Origin of the sequence: Asaia sp. As-1742, from assembly GCF_011753235.1 — a bacterium.
In the GTDB taxonomy this organism is placed as follows: Bacteria; Pseudomonadota; Alphaproteobacteria; order Acetobacterales; family Acetobacteraceae; genus Asaia; species Asaia bogorensis_B.
Map to the genome: position 1 here is coordinate 434965 of NZ_VWWA01000003.1, position 17316 is coordinate 452280.

14 protein-coding genes are annotated in these 17316 nt (G+C 59.5%); 3 read left to right on the plus strand and 11 right to left on the minus strand.

The genetic code is table 11. The annotated features are described in order from the left end of the window. Nucleotide 1: 1 nt before the first annotated feature. The 3 genes from F3J08_RS06870 to F3J08_RS06880 all read left to right on the plus strand — a co-directional run bounded on the left by F3J08_RS06870 (nucleotide 2) and on the right by F3J08_RS06880 (nucleotide 4092). Nucleotides 2–769 carry a thiazole synthase gene (locus F3J08_RS06870; protein ID WP_166928906.1) on the plus strand — a complete coding sequence of 256 codons (768 nt, stop codon included), beginning with the start codon at nucleotides 2–4 and terminating at the stop codon, nucleotides 767–769. Nucleotides 770–771: 2 nt separating this feature from the next. Continuing rightward, nucleotides 772–1383, plus strand: coding sequence for a thiamine phosphate synthase (gene thiE / locus F3J08_RS06875; protein WP_166928907.1), 612 nt, complete (start codon nucleotides 772–774; stop codon nucleotides 1381–1383). 129 nt (nucleotides 1384–1512) lie between these two features. Continuing rightward, nucleotides 1513–4092 (plus strand): cation:proton antiporter, encoded by a 2580-nt coding sequence (locus F3J08_RS06880; RefSeq protein ID WP_166928908.1) that lies wholly within the window; start codon nucleotides 1513–1515, stop codon nucleotides 4090–4092. Between the two features lie 309 nt (nucleotides 4093–4401). Here F3J08_RS06880 and F3J08_RS06885 read toward each other — a convergent pair whose 3' ends face one another. From F3J08_RS06885 to F3J08_RS06935, 11 genes are all read right to left on the minus strand, one after another. Then, on the minus strand, nucleotides 4402–5904 hold the full coding sequence (locus F3J08_RS06885) for a SpoVR family protein (protein WP_166928909.1): 1503 nt from the start codon (nucleotides 5902–5904) through the stop codon (nucleotides 4402–4404). 2 nt (nucleotides 5905–5906) lie between these two features. Further along, nucleotides 5907–7217: a YeaH/YhbH family protein gene (locus F3J08_RS06890; RefSeq protein WP_166928910.1), complete on the minus strand. Its 1311-nt coding sequence runs from the start codon at nucleotides 7215–7217 to the stop codon at nucleotides 5907–5909. Nucleotides 7218–7239: 22 nt separating this feature from the next. Beyond that, nucleotides 7240–9186, minus strand: coding sequence for a PrkA family serine protein kinase (locus tag F3J08_RS06895; RefSeq protein WP_166928911.1), 1947 nt, complete (start codon nucleotides 9184–9186; stop codon nucleotides 7240–7242). Between the two features lie 276 nt (nucleotides 9187–9462). Beyond that, nucleotides 9463–10248 (minus strand): MBL fold metallo-hydrolase, encoded by a 786-nt coding sequence (locus tag F3J08_RS06900; RefSeq protein ID WP_166928912.1) that lies wholly within the window; start codon nucleotides 10246–10248, stop codon nucleotides 9463–9465. Next, entirely contained in the window at nucleotides 10245–11027 is a 783-nt protein-coding gene (locus tag F3J08_RS06905) for a TatD family hydrolase (RefSeq protein WP_166929023.1), read from the minus strand. The genes F3J08_RS06900 and F3J08_RS06905 overlap by 4 nt, the downstream gene beginning before the upstream one ends. An 11-nt stretch (nucleotides 11028–11038) precedes the next feature. Then, complete coding sequence (gene metG / locus F3J08_RS06910; RefSeq protein WP_166928913.1) at nucleotides 11039–12580, minus strand: methionine--tRNA ligase; 1542 nt, start codon at nucleotides 12578–12580, stop codon at nucleotides 11039–11041. Beyond that, entirely contained in the window at nucleotides 12577–13518 is a 942-nt protein-coding gene (locus tag F3J08_RS06915) for an AAA family ATPase (RefSeq protein WP_166928914.1), read from the minus strand. Before F3J08_RS06915 ends, metG begins: the two co-directional genes overlap by 4 nt. After that, complete coding sequence (gene tmk / locus F3J08_RS06920; protein WP_166928915.1) at nucleotides 13515–14174, minus strand: dTMP kinase; 660 nt, start codon at nucleotides 14172–14174, stop codon at nucleotides 13515–13517. Before tmk ends, F3J08_RS06915 begins: the two co-directional genes overlap by 4 nt. 3 nt (nucleotides 14175–14177) lie before the next feature. Next, nucleotides 14178–15413, minus strand: a complete 1236-nt coding sequence (locus tag F3J08_RS06925) for a D-alanyl-D-alanine carboxypeptidase family protein (protein WP_122039441.1) — start codon at nucleotides 15411–15413, stop codon at nucleotides 14178–14180. A 9-nt stretch (nucleotides 15414–15422) separates the two neighbouring features. Further along, nucleotides 15423–16289, minus strand: a complete 867-nt coding sequence (locus F3J08_RS06930; RefSeq protein ID WP_166928916.1) for an RlpA-like double-psi beta-barrel domain-containing protein — start codon at nucleotides 16287–16289, stop codon at nucleotides 15423–15425. Further along, a complete protein-coding gene (locus F3J08_RS06935) occupies nucleotides 16276–17313 on the minus strand; it encodes a lytic transglycosylase domain-containing protein (RefSeq protein WP_166929025.1) in 1038 nt (345 codons plus the stop codon). The genes F3J08_RS06930 and F3J08_RS06935 overlap by 14 nt, the downstream gene beginning before the upstream one ends. Nucleotides 17314–17316: the final 3 nt, after the last annotated feature.

The window sequence follows — 17316 nt, forward strand, 5'->3', positions numbered from 1 at the left end:
CATGCTGGCCTATGGCACGGAACTGAGTTCGCCGCTTATGCTGGGAACGGCACTGTATGACAGCCCAGCCATTCTGGCTGAGTCCGTTCGGGCGGCGCAGCCTGGTGCAGTAACTGTATCGCTGCGACGTGAGTCCGCCGGCTTGCAGGCGGGGCAGGCCTTCTGGGAACTGGTGCGCAGCCTGAAGGTGCCTGTTCTGCCCAATACAGCAGGCTGCCACACGGTGCGCGAAGCCGTGACCACGGCCCAGATGGCGCGCGAGGTTTTCGATACGGACTGGATCAAGCTTGAGGTAATCGGCCAGGGTGATCTGCTTCAGCCGGATGTGTTCTCGCTGGTTGAGGCGGCGCGCATACTGACGGAAGACGGTTTCAAGGTCTTTCCTTACACCACCGAGGATCTGGTCGTGGCAGAGCGCCTGTTGCGGGCGGGTTGTCAATTGCTGATGCCCTGGGGTGCACCCATCGGGTCGGGCAGGGGACTTAACAATCCCTTCGGGCTGCGTGCGCTGCGGGCGCATTTTCCCGATGTACCAATGGTGATCGATGCTGGCATAGGCAGGCCCTCTCATGCCGTGATGGCGTTTGAGCTCGGGTATGATGCGATCCTGATCAACACGGCAGTTGCCAAAGCGGGAGATCCTGTCGTCATGGCGGAGGCCTTCCGTCTGGCCTGCGACGTCGGATTTCTGTCCCGCAGGGCCGATCCGATGGATGAACGCGACATGGCGGTTCCCTCAACACCAACTCTTGGCAAGGCGAGTTTCTGACCATGACGTCACGACTTCCATCCCCGATCTACCCGGTTGTAGATCATCCGCGCTGGGTCGAACGGCTGGGCGCAGCTGGCGCACGTTTCATTCAGCTTCGCCTGAAAAATCTGGATCCCGAGATCCTGCGAGCCCAGGTGATCGAGGCGCAGGAAGCGGCAGCACGCCACAATGTCCGGCTTGTTCTGAACGATTACTGGCAACTCGCTATCGAACTTGGCATCGATTATATTCATATTGGGCAGGAAGATCTCGACACGGCCGATCTGGATCAGATCAGGGCTGCACGTATTGCTTTTGGCATCTCGACTCACTCGCATGAGGAACTGCAGCGTGCGCTCTCGGTCTCACCCGATTATGTAGCGCTCGGCCCGATATGGGAAACGAAGCTCAAGCAAATGATATGGGGACCGCAGGGCGTCGAAAAGCTGCGTGAATGGCGTGGCATCATTGGTCCAGATATGCCTTTGGTCGCGATCGGCGGCATTACGCTTGAGCGTGCTCCCGCCTGCATCGCTGCCGGTGTAGACAGTGTGGCCGCAGTGTCGGATTTCACGGGCTCATCCGATCCCGAAGGGCAGGTAAAGCGCTGGCTCGAGGCATGTAAGATCTGACCGGGTTAAAGAGTTCCACACCACAATGTAGTAATATTTCCTTCATGTTCGGCGAGGCGCCCTCGCGGAGTCGTGAAGTTTCGCGTATAATAGGGCTGTCTATGCAGAAATGAGGGAGAACACCCACCCATGATGGTGACGGGACTGGCTGCCGTTATTCTGGCGCTGGCGCTTTTGATGGTTCTCATCAGCGCTGTGCAGCCTCTCGCCCGACGATGGGAAGTGTCCGAGACGGTCCTGCTTGCCTTGGCGGGTATTGGCATTGGTGCGGCGGCAGATCTGTTGTTGCGCTCATCCCTGACCGAGATTTTCGATGGAGCGGCGGAGACGCTGCTCTATTTCCCGGTCAATAGTGAGGCGTTTCTCCTCATTTTTCTGCCGATCCTCGTGTTTCAGGGGGCGCTTGCCATTGATGTGCGACGCCTCGCGCATGAAACGGCGACAGTGTTGCTTCTGGCCGTCGTGGCAGTTCTGGTCTCGACCCTGACCATCGGCATGGCGCTCTATCCCTTTGCTGGCCAGACAATGGTGGTCTGTCTGTTGCTGGGGTCGATTGTCGCGACGACCGACCCCTCGGCTGTCGCCGGCATTTTCCGCGAGATTGGAGCGGCTTCGCGCCTTACCAGACTGGTTGAGGGCGAGGCACTGCTCAATGATGCAGCGGCTATCGCCATTTTCTCGATCCTGCTCGCTTCGGTCACGTCGCACCGACATATCGAGCTTGGTGAGACGGTTATCGATTTCTTCGCGTCGTTTGGTGGCGCCATGATAGTCGGCGTCGCGGTTGGCCGCCTGACCTTGCTGATGATTGCAGGTCTTGGTGGATCAGCGGCGGCGGAAATTACGCTCACACTGGCGTTGCCTTATATCGTCTATATCCTCTGCGATGAGTTCTTGGGCTTTTCAGGCGTTGTGGCCACTGCAGCTTCCGGCCTGACGATGTCCGTCTATGGACCTTCAACTTTCAGACCTCAGGTCTGGCGCTTTTTGAACGAATTGTGGGTCCAGCTTGTGTTCTGGGCGGGCTCTTTGGTGTTCGTTCTGGCCTCAATGCTGGTGCCGCGCCTGCTGATCGGCATGACGCGATGGGATTGTGTACTGATCCTTATCGCGACTGTTGCCGGGTTGCTGGCACGTGGCGCCGTGGTGTTCGGCCTTCTGCCCATCCTCGCAGCCTTCAAGCTGTCGCCGCCCGTGCCCGCTCCCTTCAAGACAACAATGGTCTGGGGTGGGTTGCGCGGCGCCATTACACTGGCGCTGGCGCTGGCAGTGACGGAAAACCAGCGTGTTTCAACATCAACGGCCCATTTTATCGGGATCATCGCGACAGGGTTTGTTCTGATCACCCTGCTGGTGAATGGCACGACGCTTCGCTATCTGGTGGTGTTTCTCAAGCTTGATCAGCTGCCGGCCATCGATCAGGCGATGCGTCATCAGGTGCTTAGCAGTGGTCTGGCCCAGGTTGCCGAGCGCACGCACAGTCTCGCCGACGAGCTTGGTTTCGGGGCAGGGACCCAGCAAACGATCATCGGCCATATCGAACGCCGCGCTCTGGAAGAGAGCGAGGCCAACACTTTCGATACAGCACTGGGCGACCGTCAACGCGTGACGCTGGCACTGATCACCATCGCCAATCGTGAGAGATCGCTTCTGCTCGACCTGTTCCGTATACGTGGGCTGTCGCGGCGGGTGATGGAAACGCTCCTGCGCTCTTCTGAGGCAATGGTTGATGGAGCCCGCCTCGAAGGTCGATATGGTTATGTAAGAGCCCTACGACGGCGGTTGCGCCCCACCATGCGGTTTCGCCTGGCGCAGATGTTGCACCGGCGCTTTCATATCGATCAGCCGCTCATGCACTGCATGTCCGAGCGTTTCGAGATGCTGGTCATAGCGCATCTTGTCTCGCTTTCACTCATGCGTTTCATGCACCAGCGCCTCGAACCAACGCTTGGAACGCGTATCAGTGAAATCGTGTCCGAAGTGCTCGGCCGCCAGCGTCGTATGCTCGATGACGCACTGGAAATGATGCGCCTGCATTATCAGGGTTATTCGGAGGCGCTGGAAAGCCGCATCCTTCACCAGATCGCCCTGCGCCTCGAGGAAGAGGAGTATGACGAGCTTCTTTCTGACAACCTCGTCAGCGAGGAGCTGCATCGCGAACTGCTCAAGGATGTCGAAAAGCGGCAGGAGCGCCTTGAAAAGCCGCTCCGCTTTAATCTCAAGAGCGGTATTGAGCAGAGATTGCGGTCATTTCCGGCGTTTCGCGGCGTGCCGGATGGCGTTCTTCATGATCTCGCGATGAATATCTCGCTGCGTTTCGCTTCGCCAGGTGAGGTCCTGCTCAAGCGTAATGGCAAGATCAGGATGGTCTACGCTGTCGTGGCGGGACTGGCGGAAGTTCATATTGCGGAACAGGATGTGCAGTTTGGGGCAGGGGACCTGATCGGGGCGGCGCCGCTGATCAACGAGACGTTCTCGAGGGGTACGGTGCGTACTCTGCAGTTCTGTCATCTGCTCGCCATACCGGCATCGTTGTTCCGTCGTCTGGTTGAGGAGTATCCAATCGTACGCCGGACTATAGACGAGCGTGCAGAGGCGAGGCTTGCAGACGGACATCGCCTGTCACTCGTGCTCGGCGCGGACAAGGAGCCGTTCATCCCGGCGAGAGAGCTTATCAAGGCGGAGAGGGATACGTCCAAGAACTCCTGATCGGACTTCGCCTTTGTGCCGGAAACGACCCCGGCGCGAAGGTGGTCCATGTGGAATGCGGATGCCGCATTCAGCGGTCGCCAGCGTCTTCAATCAGCAGCCATATGAGGTGGTGAACAGATGGTGTCCAGAGAGCCCTTCTTTCGCATATAAGAAAGTTCGATAAGATATATTATGCCAACTCGTATATCAGTCCGCAGGGTGAAGGCCTGATGTTACGCCGCCGCGCTCGCGAATTTTATCCTTACTCGTCTGCGCGACAGCCCATCGCGCCGGCGTTCCATCCGCCGACGCGCTGCTTGGGTGTTTTCAGGCCAAGGCATAGCTGCCCAGTTCAGCGCCGGTCTGGCTATCAACTTCCTTAAGGATCACGCCATAGCCCCAGAGCTGGCCCAGATGCTCGAGCGTCAGCCTTGCATCCGTAGGTTGCAACAGCTTTCCCGGTCGCGTGCGATGCTCGAGCCGCAGGATGCGATCTCCGGTAAGATCGGCCCCAACGATCTCGATTTCCTCTGCAAGCAGGCCGGGATCGTAGGATGCGGCCACAGAGCGACGGATGTCTCGATATCCGCCGTCATCATGAATTGCGTCAACCAGCAGATAAGGCTGGCTCAGATCATCCTCCAGTCTGAAAAGCCGGAAGTCACGGATCACCTTGGGTGACAGGAATTGCTGCACAAAGCTTTCATCCCGATATTCAGCCCAGGCGTGATGAAGCGTGCCTACAGGGTCCTTGTTTCCTGCATGATCGGGAAACCAGCGTCGATCCTCCTCCGTTGGGTCAGTGCAGACGCGTGCGATATCGCTCATCATCGCAAAGCCAAGGGCGTATGGGTTGAAGTTCGGCCCTCCCCCCTCATCGAAGCCACGTTGGGTGATCACATTGCTCGTTGAATGGATGACCTCCAATATAGCCGCGTCATCGATCAGTTTCTTGTCATGCAGGCGATGCATGATGAAATTGTGCACCCAGGTTGCGCACCCCTCATTCATGAGCTTCGCCTGAGGTTGCGGATAGAAATACTGGGCGATCAGGCGCACAATGCGGATAATCTCGCGCTCCCAGTTCGCCAGTCGCGGCGCGTGTTTTTCGAGGAAATAGAGAATGTTCTCTTCGGGCAGACCAAGGCTCGCCAACTGATCATCTGTGGCACCGCTCCCCGTGTTCTGACCCTGTATCTCCGGCAGCGTGCGCCACAGATCGTTGAACTGCTCATCCTCATACGCACGCCTTTCACGGGCGCGTTCCTGTTCCTGCCGCAGATCAAGGCGCTTGCTGCCTGTATGACGGTCAACCCCTTGCCCCTGCAGGGCATGGGCGGCATCCAGAATGCGCTCGACAGCCTTGATGCCGTATTTTTCCTCGCAGCGCGCCACGTAGCCACGCGCAAACTCCAGATAGTCCAGGATCTGGGTTGAGTCGGTCCACTCTCGGAAAAGCCGATTGTTCTTGAAGAAATGGTTATGCCCGAATGCCGCATGGGCGATAACGAGCGCCTGCATGGTAGCCGTATTTTCCTCCATCAGATAACTGATGCATGGGCTCGAATTGATGACGACCTCGTAGGCGAGACCCATAAGGCCGCGCTTATAGGCGTTCTCGTGCGATACGAAGCGTTTACCCGCCGACCAGTGCGGGTAGCTGATCGGCATACCGTGCGAGGTATAGACATCAAGCATCTGCTCTGAGGTGATGATCTCGATACGATTGGGATACGTGTCGAGCCGTAATTCCTCGCTCGCAATACGGTCGATCTCGCCGTAGCAATCCCTGAGCGTCGAAAATGTCCAGTCGGTGCCGGTATAGAGCATAATTACTCCCCTGCCCGTTCGACCGCACGACGGGCGAACAGATCTCTGAAAACCGGAAAGATATCGCGCCTGTCCTGAACCTGACGCATGGCGAGCTGTGGTGTGCTGTCAGCGATATTTTTGTAACCACGCCACAAATCGGTTTCGCTGCGCAGTAACGCACCGCCCATACTGACTTCGACATAGGCAAAGTACTGCACGACAGGCAGTATTGTCTCGATCATCAGGCGATTGACCTTGTTCATGTCCGATGAAATATTATCCCCGTCCGAGACCTGGGCGACATAGATATTCCATTTGTCAGTCGGGTACCGCTCAGCCTGGATCTGATGCATTAGTTCCAGCGCGGTGGAGACAATTGTGCCGCCTGTCCGAGGATCGGTAAAGAACACGTCCTCATCGACTTCTTCGGCAGTTTCGGCATGGCGAACGAAGACGATCTCAAGCTTCTCGTATCGCTTTTCGAGAAAAACATGCAGCAGGAGGAAGAACTGCTTGCCTAGCTCCTTCATCTTCTCGGTCATGGAGCCGGAGACATCCATGATGCAGAAGATGACGGCCTGCGTCGTGGGTTTCGGGACAGGGGTAAAACGCCGGTAGCGCAGATCGACCGGATCGACCCAGGGAATACGTGCGAGGCGTTGACGCAAAAGGTCGCGCTCGTCACGCAGGCCTTGCAACCGCACGAACTGCTCGTCGGAAAGAGGACGCGCCTCCTCCAGCGCGGCGATTTCTGCTTCGAGGTCGAGTAACTCCTGTGGCTTGGGACGTTTGAGGCCGATGCGTCGCCCCATTGATCGGCGCATGGTGCGACCGAGATCGATCTGTGAGGGTGAGCCGTCGCTTGTCAGGCCAGACCGGCTGGTTGCGAGCGTTGTTGTCGAGGCAATCTCGCGCTTGACGAGATCGGGAAGTTCCAGATCGTCGAAAAACAGATCGAGAAACTCCTCGCGTGAGAGAACGAAGCGGTAGGAATCCTCGCCTCCACCCTGATCGCCCGCACCACTTCCCTCACCCGCGCCCTCGCCTTCACCACCCGGCGGCCGGCGCAGCCTGTCTCCCTTTACGAACTCCTTGTTGCCTGAAAGCACGATATGGCGGGCACCGGCGCTGAAATGCCGATGAAAGCTGGGCTCGTGCAGGACATCGGCCGGGATCGATACAGCACTATCCTGGCCTATTTCTCGTATGCGGCCCTGTGCCGCGGCATCGCGTACGGCGCTCTGTATCGCCTGGCGCGCCCTTGTCAGGACGCGCTGGCGGTTCTCGGTATTCTTGCCGTGCGGGTTCGGGCGCCTGTCTATGATTTCCATGAAACGCTCCGTGAAAGAGAGATCAGGCAGACTGCTTGACGCGCATGTACCACTCGACCAGTCGCCGCACCTGACGTTCAGTGTAGCCGCGTGCGACCATGCGGCTGACAAACTCGTCATGTTTCCGCTCGCTCGTGCTGTCCTTCTTCGAGCCGAAGCTGATGACCGGCAGTAGATCCTCGACCTGACTGAACATGCGTTTTTCGATCACATCACGAATTTTCTCGTAGCTGGTCCAGGACGGATTGCGGCCGCCATTGCTCGCCCTCGAGCGCAGGGAGAACTTGACCACCTCATTGCGGAAATCCTTAGGGTTCGCGATGCCGGCTGCCTTTTCGGTCTTGCTGAGCTCCGCGTTGAGCAGATCGCGGTTCATCAACTGGCCTGTGTCAGGGTCCTTGAAGTCCTGATCCTCGATCCAGGCATCCGCGTAATCGAGATAGCGGTCAAAAAGGTTCTGGCCGTAATCATTGTAGCTCTCCAGATAGGCTTTCTGGATTTCATTGCCGAGGAATTCGGCATAACGCCGTGACAGATCGGATTTGAGCGAGGCCAGATATGCCGCCTCGACCTCAGCCGGGAACTGTTCGCGTCGCACGGCCTGTTCGAGCACATACATCAGATGCACCGGGTCAGCCGAAATCTCGGAGGGGTCATGGTTGAACGTGGCGGACAGGACCTTGTAGGCGAAACGCGTGGAGATGCCCTCCATGCCTTCGTCCACACCGGCACTATCCTTGTATTCCTGCATGGCGCGGGCCTTGGGGTCGGTCTCGCGGATATTCTCACCATCATAGACGCGCATCTTTGCGAACTGCGTCGAGTTGGGATGGGATTTCAGCCGTGAAAGTACCGCAAACTGCGCCAGCATCTCGAGAGTGTGCGGCGCGCAGGGGGCGTCGCCCAGAGCTGAAGACTGGATCAGCTTCTCGTAGATTTTCGACTCTTCGGTCACCCGCAGGCAGTAAGGCACCTTGATGACGCATACGCGGTCGAGAAAGGCCTCGTTGGTGCGGTTATTGCGGAAGGACTGCCACTCCGCCTCGTTGGAATGGGCAAGGATGACGCCGGTGAAGGGTATCGAACCGATATTCTCCGTGCCGACATAATTCCCCTCCTGCGTTGCTGTAAGCAACGGGTGCAGCATCTTGATGGGGGCCTTGAACATCTCGACAAATTCGAGAATGCCCTGATTGGCGCGGTTGAGCCCACCGGAGAAACTATAGGCGTCAGGGTCGTTCTGGCTAAAATTTTCGAGCTGGCGGATGTCCACCTTGCCGACCAGGGCGGAGACATCCTGATTGTTGTCGTCACCGGGCTCGGTCTTGGCGACAGCGATCTGACGCAGCTTCGACGGGTTGAGGCGCACCACGGTAAAGCGTGAGATATCGCCGTCGAAATCCTCCAGTCGCTTCAGCGCCCAGGGGCTTGCGATGCCGGTCAGGACACGGCGGGGAATATTGTACTGCGCCTGGAGCGAGTCCGCGTAGCGCTCCGGGTCGAACAGACCAAGCGGGCTTTCGAACACAGGGCTGATCTGCTTGCCTGCCTTGAGCACATAAATGGGCTCACGTTCCATCAGGGTCTTGAGGCGCTCGCCAAGCGAAGACTTGCCGCCGCCCACCGGGCCAAGGAGGTAGAGAATCTGTTTGCGCTCTTCCAGCCCCTGCGCGGCATGACGGAAGAACCCGACAATCTGCTCAACCGCGTCCTCCATGCCATAGAAATCGGCAAAGGCCGGATAGGTGCGCACAGTGCGGTTCATGAAAATACGGCTGAGACGCGGGTCGCGTGCTGAGTCGAGCATGACCGGTGCGCCAATCGCCTTCAGCATGCGCTCGGCGGCGCTGGCATAGCAGCCGGGGTCTTCACGGCAGAGAGACAGATAGGAAGCCAGTGACATCTCTGTTTCCCGGCGTTCCTCACGGTAAGAAGAGGCCAGCGTAAAGACGTCCGAGAATGCACTCATGACTCGTATGCTCCGATGAGGCCTGCCACTAAGTCGGGGGCGAAACGGTCACACCCACCGATAGGAAATCAGGCGATAAGTCGGGAAGTCAGGCTTTGAGAGACGACAAAGGGTGCGGAAGCACTAAATGCTCCAACATGGTCAGGAACTGGCCGGAATGACCGGATTTGAGGGGAATTCTCGCTATGAAAATTGGTACCGGACTCACCCGATATGCTGACGCTATCGCGATGTAGAGCCGCGCTTCAACAAAAAAACGGTTAATCGAAGAAATATTTAAACCGTGAGAACCATGCCGTCATAGCCGGGCTCTATGCCGTCAGGCAGACGCTGGCGGAGTGTCTCGTAATCGAGCGCAGGTCCCATATGGGTCAGGATTGTGCGCTCAGGTTTCAGCCGTGCACACCATTCGATAACCAGATTAACCCAGGCATGAGCGACATGGGGCTCATACTGGAAACACCCGACAATCCAGGTTTTTACGCCTGAGAGAACCTCCAGCGATTCCTCGCTCAGATACTCGACATCGGTCGAATAGGCGAAATCGCTGCAGCGCAGGCCGATCGTCGGAATACGGTAATGGCGCTGCTCGAAGAGCTGCAAATCGAGATCGCAGATTGCCAGCCTGTCGGTGGGGGTGATCAGATGCGGCTCCGGCACAGGGCGGAAAAACCCGGTACCGCTCCACGGCCGGAAGGCATAGCTGTAGCGCGCCTCAAGCTCGTGCATGACCGTATCGGTAGCATAGAGCGGAAGCGGTGCATCGAGCATGCGATTGATGGCGCGGAGTTCATCCAGCCCGGCCACATGATCCGCATGTTCGTGGGTGTAGAGAACGGAATGGACCACGCCGATTTTCTGGCGCAGGAGCTGGGCGCGCAGATCGGGTCCTGAATCCACCAGCAAACGCTTGCCGCTCTCGGCCTCGATGACGATGGAGGAGCGCGTTCGCTCGTTGCGGGGATTGGTGGGGTCGCACGCGCCCCAGATCCCCTCACCCTGTGCGCCGCCAACCATGGGGACGCCGCCGGAACCACCACAACCGAGGATCGTGACTTTCATGCGGCACGCTTGAACAAGGCGTGAAAGTTACGTGTGGTGAGTTCGGCTAGAGCGGTATTCTCCATGCCGCGTTCCATCGCCAGCCGCGCTGCAGTGTGAGCCACGTAGCCCGGCGTGTTCGGCTTGCCGCGTTTTGGCACAGGCGCAAGGAACGGGCTGTCGGTCTCCACCAGCAGTCGCTCCTCAGGTAAGGCGCGTGCGACCTCGCGGATGGTCTCGCATTTCGGGAAGGTCAACAGCCCTGAAAAGCTGATATAGCCCCCCAGATCAATGGCCGTCCGGGCCAGCTCCATTCCTGAGGCAAAGCAATGGAGCAGAAAGGGAAAAGCCCCTTTCTCATGTTCGTCACGCAGAATGGCCGCGACGTCATCATCGGCTTCTCGGGCATGGATCACCAGCGGCAGCCCGGTCTGGCGGGCGGCATCGATATGAACCCGGAAGCTATGGGCCTGCGCGTCGCGCACCGACGGCGCGCCATGCAGGTAATCCAGCCCTGACTCTCCAATGCCGATGACATGATCTGGCGCTGCGAGACGGATGATCGTCCCGACCTCTGGCGTTGCTTCTTCACCCACATGGTCGGGATGGGTGCCGATCACGCACCAGACCCGCAATTCGGGCGTGTCAAAACGGGTAAGGTCGATTTGCGTCTGCGCCCGTGAGAGACGAGTGCCAATCGTCACCATGCCTGCCAGTCCGTGTTCGCGGGCCAGTGCCAACGCGGCAGGCACGTCGTCCAGACGGTCCAGATGGCAATGGGAGTCGATCAGGCCTGTCATGGGGTGGACCGTCACGCTGCAGTCTCGGGCTCGACATAGCGGGGGAACAGACCCTGTGGGGCGGGCAGCGCAATACCGGCATCGAGCGGCGTGGCAAGGGAGGCGAAATCGCGTGCGGTCTCAGCAACACCCAGCTGCGTGAGCAGCTTGTCCATGGTCCCCGGCATGTAAGGCTGCAGCAGGATGGCAATATGGCGCATGGCCTCATGCAGCACACGCAGAACCGTGGCCATACGCACAAGATCGGTCTTCTTCAGCGCCCAGGGGGCCTGACGGTCGATATAGCTGTTGCAGGCACGGATAACCTTCCAGACTTCTTCCAGGCCGTCAGTCAGGGCGAAGCGTCCCATCTGACCGCGCAGGAGTTCGGGCAGTAGCGATGCGCTGGCCAGAAGCGCGTTGTCATCTTCGCTAAGCGCGTCAAAGGCAGGCAATGTGGCGTCGCAATTCCGCGCGATCAGGCTCAGTGTGCGCTGGGCCAGATTGCCGAGATCATTGGCGAGTTCCACATTCAGGCGATTGACCAAGGATCGCTTGCTGAGATCGGAGTCACCACCAAACGGGACTTCTCGCAGCAGGAAGAAGCGCACAGGGTCGAGGCCGTAGCTGGCCACCAGATCACGCGGGTCGATGACATTGCCGATCGACTTGCTCATTTTCTCGCCCTCGATCGTCCACCAGCCATTGGCGAAAACCGAATGTGGAAGGTCGATCTCGGCAGCCATGAGGAAGGCGGGCCAGAACACGGCGTGGAAGCGGATGATATCCTTGCCGACGATATGTGCCGAGGCCGGCCAGTATTTCATGCGCTCAGCGCTGAAATCGGGATAGCCGAGCGCCGAGAGATAGTTGGTCAGGGCGTCGAACCAGACATACATGACATGATCGGCGTCACCCGGGACCGGGATACCCCATTTGAAGCTGGTGCGGCTGATGGAGAGATCCTTCAGCCCCTGACGGACGAAGCTGACGATCTCGTTGCGCCGTCCCATTGGACCGAGGAATTCCGGGTGTTGCTCATAGAGCGCCAGCAGCCTGTCTTCGAACGCGGAGAGACGGAAGAAATAGGAAGGCTCGCGCACCCACTCGACGGGCGCACCCGTCGGGGCTGTCTTGCGGCCATCCGCATGCGTTGTCAGCTCGTCTTCAGAATAGAAGCACTCGTCGCGCAGCGCGTACCAGCCCTCATAGGCGTCGAGATAGATATGACCATTTGCGGCGACTTTTTCCCACAATGCCTGGGCGGCCTGCTTGTGGCGCGGCTCGGTGGTGCGGATGAAATCGTCATAGGAAATGCCCATCGCATCCGCCATGCTGCGGAAATCGGCTGCGATGCCATCCGTAAAGCTCTGGGTATCGATACCGGCAGTCTGGGCGGCCTGTTCCACCTTCTGTCCGTGTTCGTCCGTACCGGTCAGGAAAAACACGTCCTTGCCATCCAGACGGTTGAACCGCGCAAGCACGTCGGCAGCGATGGAAGTGTAGGCGTGGCCGATATGGGGTGCGCCATTCACGTAATAGATGGGGGTGGTGACGTAATAACGTGAGGTCATGGAGCACTCGCTATGGCGGCTGCCTGTCTGACAGCCTGATTCTTGTCCAGATTGAACCGCTCGGTCTCGCGCTGTAGCGCCTGAAGGGCGGAGAAAGCCTCGGCGGCCTGGCTGGCCTCGGCAAGCTTCCCCTGCCCCGCCAGTGTTCTGGCGCGGTCTGCAAGCCCCTCTCCTAGCAAAGAACAGAGCACGGCAAAACCGTCATCGTGACGCAGGAAAGCGGCAAGACTGTCTGCATCGGGTGTTTCGCCGGTCGCCAGGAGCGCCGTGGCGAGATCGCGGGCCGCTCTGTCTGTGCCCTGATCGGCAGAAAGGATGCGGCCGGGCGCACCATGCGCCTGCGCGACGAGGGTCTGGAGTTCGGCAACGCTCCTGCCCTGGGCCCTGAGCACGGCGGCCGTCTGCTCGGTGGTTAGCGGGGCCAGCCCCAGCAGGCGGCAACGGCTTCTGATGGTGGGCAACAGGGCCGAGGGTGCCGGACAGGTCAGGAAAAACACCGTATCGGTGGGCGGTTCCTCGAGCAGCTTGAGCAGCGCATTGGCCGCGTTGCGGTTAAGGGTTTCGGCGGCATCGACAATGACGACGCGCCAGGATCCGTCCGCAGCCGTATGATGCAGAAAATCCTGCACGGGGCGGACGTCATCCACCACGATTTCCTGACGCATGCGCTTGCGCTTTTCGTCCATGCGCCGGGTGATCAGCAAAAGATTGGGATGGGTGCCTGCTGTAATCTGTCGTCCGGCACTGCTCTGCCGATCCGTACCATTCAGCAGCACTCTGGCGCAGTCGAAGGCAAAGCTTGTCTTGCCGACGCCTGAATCGCCATGAATCATCCATCCATGATGCAGGCGACCGGATTCCAGCGCCTGCCGGAACAAGGCTTTCTCCGCCTCATGCCCGATCAGGGCAGTCGCAGCCGGGTTCTCAGCGCCGCTCATGAACCGCAGGGTGGCGTGTCGATGGGTGAGCCGATCAGACGAGACGCGACGATAGCCATGATCCCGGCAGCGACCTCTTCCGGGGTTCGCGAGGCATCGACCCGTTTGACCCGGTCCGGATCCTGCTGGGCGACCCACGCAAAGCCCTCGGCAATACGGGTATGGAAGGCTTCCTGTTCCTGCTCGTAACGGTCCAGCCGCCCGCCCCTTGCAGCCACGCGAGCGGCCCCGATTGCCGGGGGAATTTCGAGCATCAGGGTCAGATCGGGCTCGCAGGCCAGCAGGGCCCGCAGGGACTGGATGAACGCAAGCGTGGGCGGATCGCCTCTGGCGAGGCCATAGCCCTGATAGACAAGGGTTGAGTCATGGAAACGATCGCAGATCACGATCTCACCCCGCGACAAGGCAGGAAGGATGACGCTGTCGAGATGATCGGCGCGCGCCGCCATATGCGCCAGAGCCTGCGCCCGCAGGGAAAGAGGCGCCTCGTTGAACAGGATCAGTTCGCGCAGGGCCTCGGCCCCCGGCGAGCCACCGGGCTCGCGGGTGAGGAGTACTTTATGCCCTGCGGCAATCAGGGCCGCGTGCAAAAGGCGGGTCTGGGTGGATTTCCCCGCCCCTTCGCCGCCCTCAAAGGTGATGAATAGCCCGCTCACGCCTCAGCTATGGGGCGCGGCTTTGGGGCCATGGCCCAGTCGTGCAAGGGCCCGGCCCACCAGCCCGAGGCGCGGCACAGCATTGGCGGCGACGAGATCGAGGCGGATATCCGGCATCCCCTGATTCTGGAGCACAAGCGCACCGATCGTTTGTCCGGCCATGACAGGGGCGATGGCGGGTGACGGATATTCCACGCTGATCCTGCTGCGCTGCTGCCAGCCATGCGGCAGGGTCAGCACGATATCACGGGTGCCGACAAGCGCGACCTCGGCGGCCTCGCCCATATAGACCGGCATATGATCGACCACCTGACCATGATGGAACAGGGTGACGTTCTCGAAATTGGCGAAGGCCCAGCCAAGAAGGCGCTCGCCCTCATGAGCGCGCTCATTCATGGAGGACGTGCCGTTGATGGTCATGATGATGCGACGGCCATCACGCTTGGAGCTGGCGCACAGACCATAGCCGCCAGCATCGGTGTGGCCGGTCTTGAGTCCGTCGGCCAGACCCTTGTCCACCAGGACGTTACGATTGCCCTGCTTGATATTGTTATATGTGAATTCCGTGGCCGAGAAGAGATGGTAATATTCGGGGTAGTCACGGATCAGGTGCATCGCGACGCGGCTGACATCACGTGCGCTCATATACTGCGACTCATCCGGCAGGCCGGTGCAGTTCATGAAGTGAGTGTTGGTCATGCCAAGCTTGGCGGCCGTCTGATTCATCAGATTGACGAACTGCTCTTCCGACCCGGCAATGCCCTCAGCCAGTACGATACAGGCATCATTGCCGGACTGAATGACCATGCCTTCAATCAGATCCGAAACGGTCACGCTCTGGCCCAGAGGCACGAACATCTTCGAGCCCTGTGTGCGCCATGCCTTCTCACTGACCGGCAGAGACTGGGTCAGGCTCAGATGGCCCGCCCGGATCATGCCGAACGTGATATAGGCGGTCATCATCTTGGTGAGAGAGGATGGCGGCATGTGCTCGTCCGCTGCTTTTTCCAGCAGGGTTGCGCCCGTATCGAAATCGATGATGCAGGCCCAGCGCGCTACGGTATCGAGCGGGCCGATCGGCGTGGATGCCGGTGTGGCCGTGCTGGCTGTGGCAGCAGTCGGGGTGGCTGCCGCCGCAGCGCTGGACGCTACCTTGCCACGTCGCGGGCGCGCGAAAGCAAACTGACTTGAAACGGCTAACCCAGCCGCACCCGAGAGCAGAAAACGTCTTGTCCGCACGTCAACACCTTACCTGGCCACAATATGCGCGCCTGTGCCACCGCATTGGCGCGCTTGGGCTAATGCCCTGTCCGCCTCGGATACAGCGGTGAAGGGGCCCAACGCAACCGTCCACGGCAATGATCCCGCCACACCCGCTGTCTGGCTGATGTCAGCGCCACATTGTGCAGCCACACGTGCAGCCGCTGCATGCCCCGAGAAACTGCCAAGAATCACACGGTAATAGGGCATCTGGGCCTGTCCCTGCATAACCGTTTGCGGCATGTCGGGCACATAAAGCGTCTGGCGTCCGGCCTCACGGTCGTTCTGTTTCATGCCAAGCGTCTGCGTTGTGCCATCATCGAGCGACTGCGCCGTGATGGCCTCGCGTGGGGCTGCGCTGATTTCGAGTTTCGGTGCATTCGGATTGGACTCGGCAATCTGGCGGCTCATGGCCTCGTCCTGAACAATCTCGACCGGCGTCGGGGTTGTATCCATGCCAAGAAGGGTCGCCACGCGCGGCGTGACAGCGAGCACCCGTGCCGCGCTTGATGGGCCACGATCATTCAGCCTGATCCTGACCATGCGGCCATTGGCAAGATTGCGCACCGTGACCACAGACGGAAGCTGAAGCGTCTGATGCGCGCCCGTCATGGCATCAGGCGACCAGATTTCGCCATCTGCCGTAACGCCCCCTTTCGGCGCAGCGGCAATCACCGCAAGGCCCGTCTCATTGAGATCGAAATGCTCGGCAGGATAAAACCAGCTGTCACTTCCCTGCCAGGCGCTGCCTACCATGTAATGGGGTGCGGCCTGTCTGGGTGTTTCATGATGATGGCACCCTGCGAGTCCGATTGTTGCGCCCACAAGCGCCGCGCTACCCTTAAGCGACCGCATAGCCGAGCAACCCAACGCCGAGAGCATAGAAATCGGACGGGTTATAACGCCGGATCACATCGAAATTGCGATAGACCATGAAGGCGTCCGTGCCGGGACCATCTGGGCGAATAACAGCGCCCGTTACATCACTGCGCGAGAAGGCTGAGCCATCTTCCCGGCGCACGCCAAGCGCCATCCATGAGGCGAGCGTCTGCTTGTTGCCTCGTCCGAGCTGCCCTTGCGGGATGTCCTTCGTGAGCGTCACGGCCTGTCCCCAGGGAGCGTCGGGCTCCCAGCCGCTGCCATGCAGATAATTGGCAACAGAGGCGAATACATCCTGCTCGCTGGTCCAGATATTGCGTCTGCCATCATGGTCGGCATCAACGGCGTAGTGCAGATAGGCGCTGGGCATGAATTGCGGCTGCCCCATTGCCCCTGCGTAAGAGCCGAGCATTGCTTCTGGCTGAATGTCGCCATGATCGAGAATCTGAAGCGCCTTGAACAGCTCGCCACGGAAGAAGCTGGCGCGCCTGCCGTCATAAGCGAGAGTCGCGAGTGCATCGATGACCGAGAATGTGCCGATCTTGCGACCGAAACCTGATTCCAGACCCCAGATGCCGACGATGACCCGTGGATCGACCCCGTACATCTTGCCCGTGGCTTCAAGCATCTGGGCACGCTGCTGATAAGCGGCCTGCCCCTGGCTGATGCGTGTCGTGCTGATCACACGTTCGCGATACTGCGCCCAGGTCAGGGTAAATTCCGGTTGATGCCGGTCGAGCTTGATGACGCGTGCATTGGGCTCACGCGTCAGGGCAAAGGCGCGTGACAGAGTTGATGCAGCGATTCCCTTGCTTATGGCCTCGCTGCGCAGGGTATCGAGAAAGGCAGCGTAACTACCACCTGATACGCCAGACGTTGCCTGCTTATGGGCATGGGCACTGCCTTTATGCCCAAGCGTTCCGGCAAGGCTGGTCCCGTACAGGCAGGGGGCAGCCGCTGTCGCGGCCAGTATAGAGCGTCGGGTAAGCACCAATGTCATCCT

Excerpts from the sequence above, each read along its gene's own strand:
- F3J08_RS06870 (WP_166928906.1), top strand. The coding sequence starts at position 2 with ATGCTGGCCTATGGCACGGAACTGAGTTCGCCGCTTATGCTGGGAACG.
- thiE (WP_166928907.1), top strand. The coding sequence starts at position 772 with ATGACGTCACGACTTCCATCCCCGATCTACCCGGTTGTAGATCATCCG.
- F3J08_RS06880 (WP_166928908.1), top strand. The coding sequence starts at position 1,513 with ATGATGGTGACGGGACTGGCTGCCGTTATTCTGGCGCTGGCGCTTTTG.
- F3J08_RS06885 (WP_166928909.1), bottom strand. The coding sequence starts at position 5,904 with ATGCTCTATACCGGCACCGACTGGACATTTTCGACGCTCAGGGATTGC.
- F3J08_RS06890 (WP_166928910.1), bottom strand. The coding sequence starts at position 7,217 with ATGGAAATCATAGACAGGCGCCCGAACCCGCACGGCAAGAATACCGAG.
- F3J08_RS06895 (WP_166928911.1), bottom strand. The coding sequence starts at position 9,186 with ATGAGTGCATTCTCGGACGTCTTTACGCTGGCCTCTTCTTACCGTGAG.
- F3J08_RS06900 (WP_166928912.1), bottom strand. The coding sequence starts at position 10,248 with ATGAAAGTCACGATCCTCGGTTGTGGTGGTTCCGGCGGCGTCCCCATG.
- F3J08_RS06905 (WP_166929023.1), bottom strand. The coding sequence starts at position 11,027 with ATGACAGGCCTGATCGACTCCCATTGCCATCTGGACCGTCTGGACGAC.
- metG (WP_166928913.1), bottom strand. The coding sequence starts at position 12,580 with ATGACCTCACGTTATTACGTCACCACCCCCATCTATTACGTGAATGGC.
- F3J08_RS06915 (WP_166928914.1), bottom strand. The coding sequence starts at position 13,518 with ATGAGCGGCGCTGAGAACCCGGCTGCGACTGCCCTGATCGGGCATGAG.
- F3J08_RS06930 (WP_166928916.1), bottom strand. The coding sequence starts at position 16,289 with ATGCGGTCGCTTAAGGGTAGCGCGGCGCTTGTGGGCGCAACAATCGGA.
- F3J08_RS06935 (WP_166929025.1), bottom strand. The coding sequence starts at position 17,313 with ATGACATTGGTGCTTACCCGACGCTCTATACTGGCCGCGACAGCGGCT.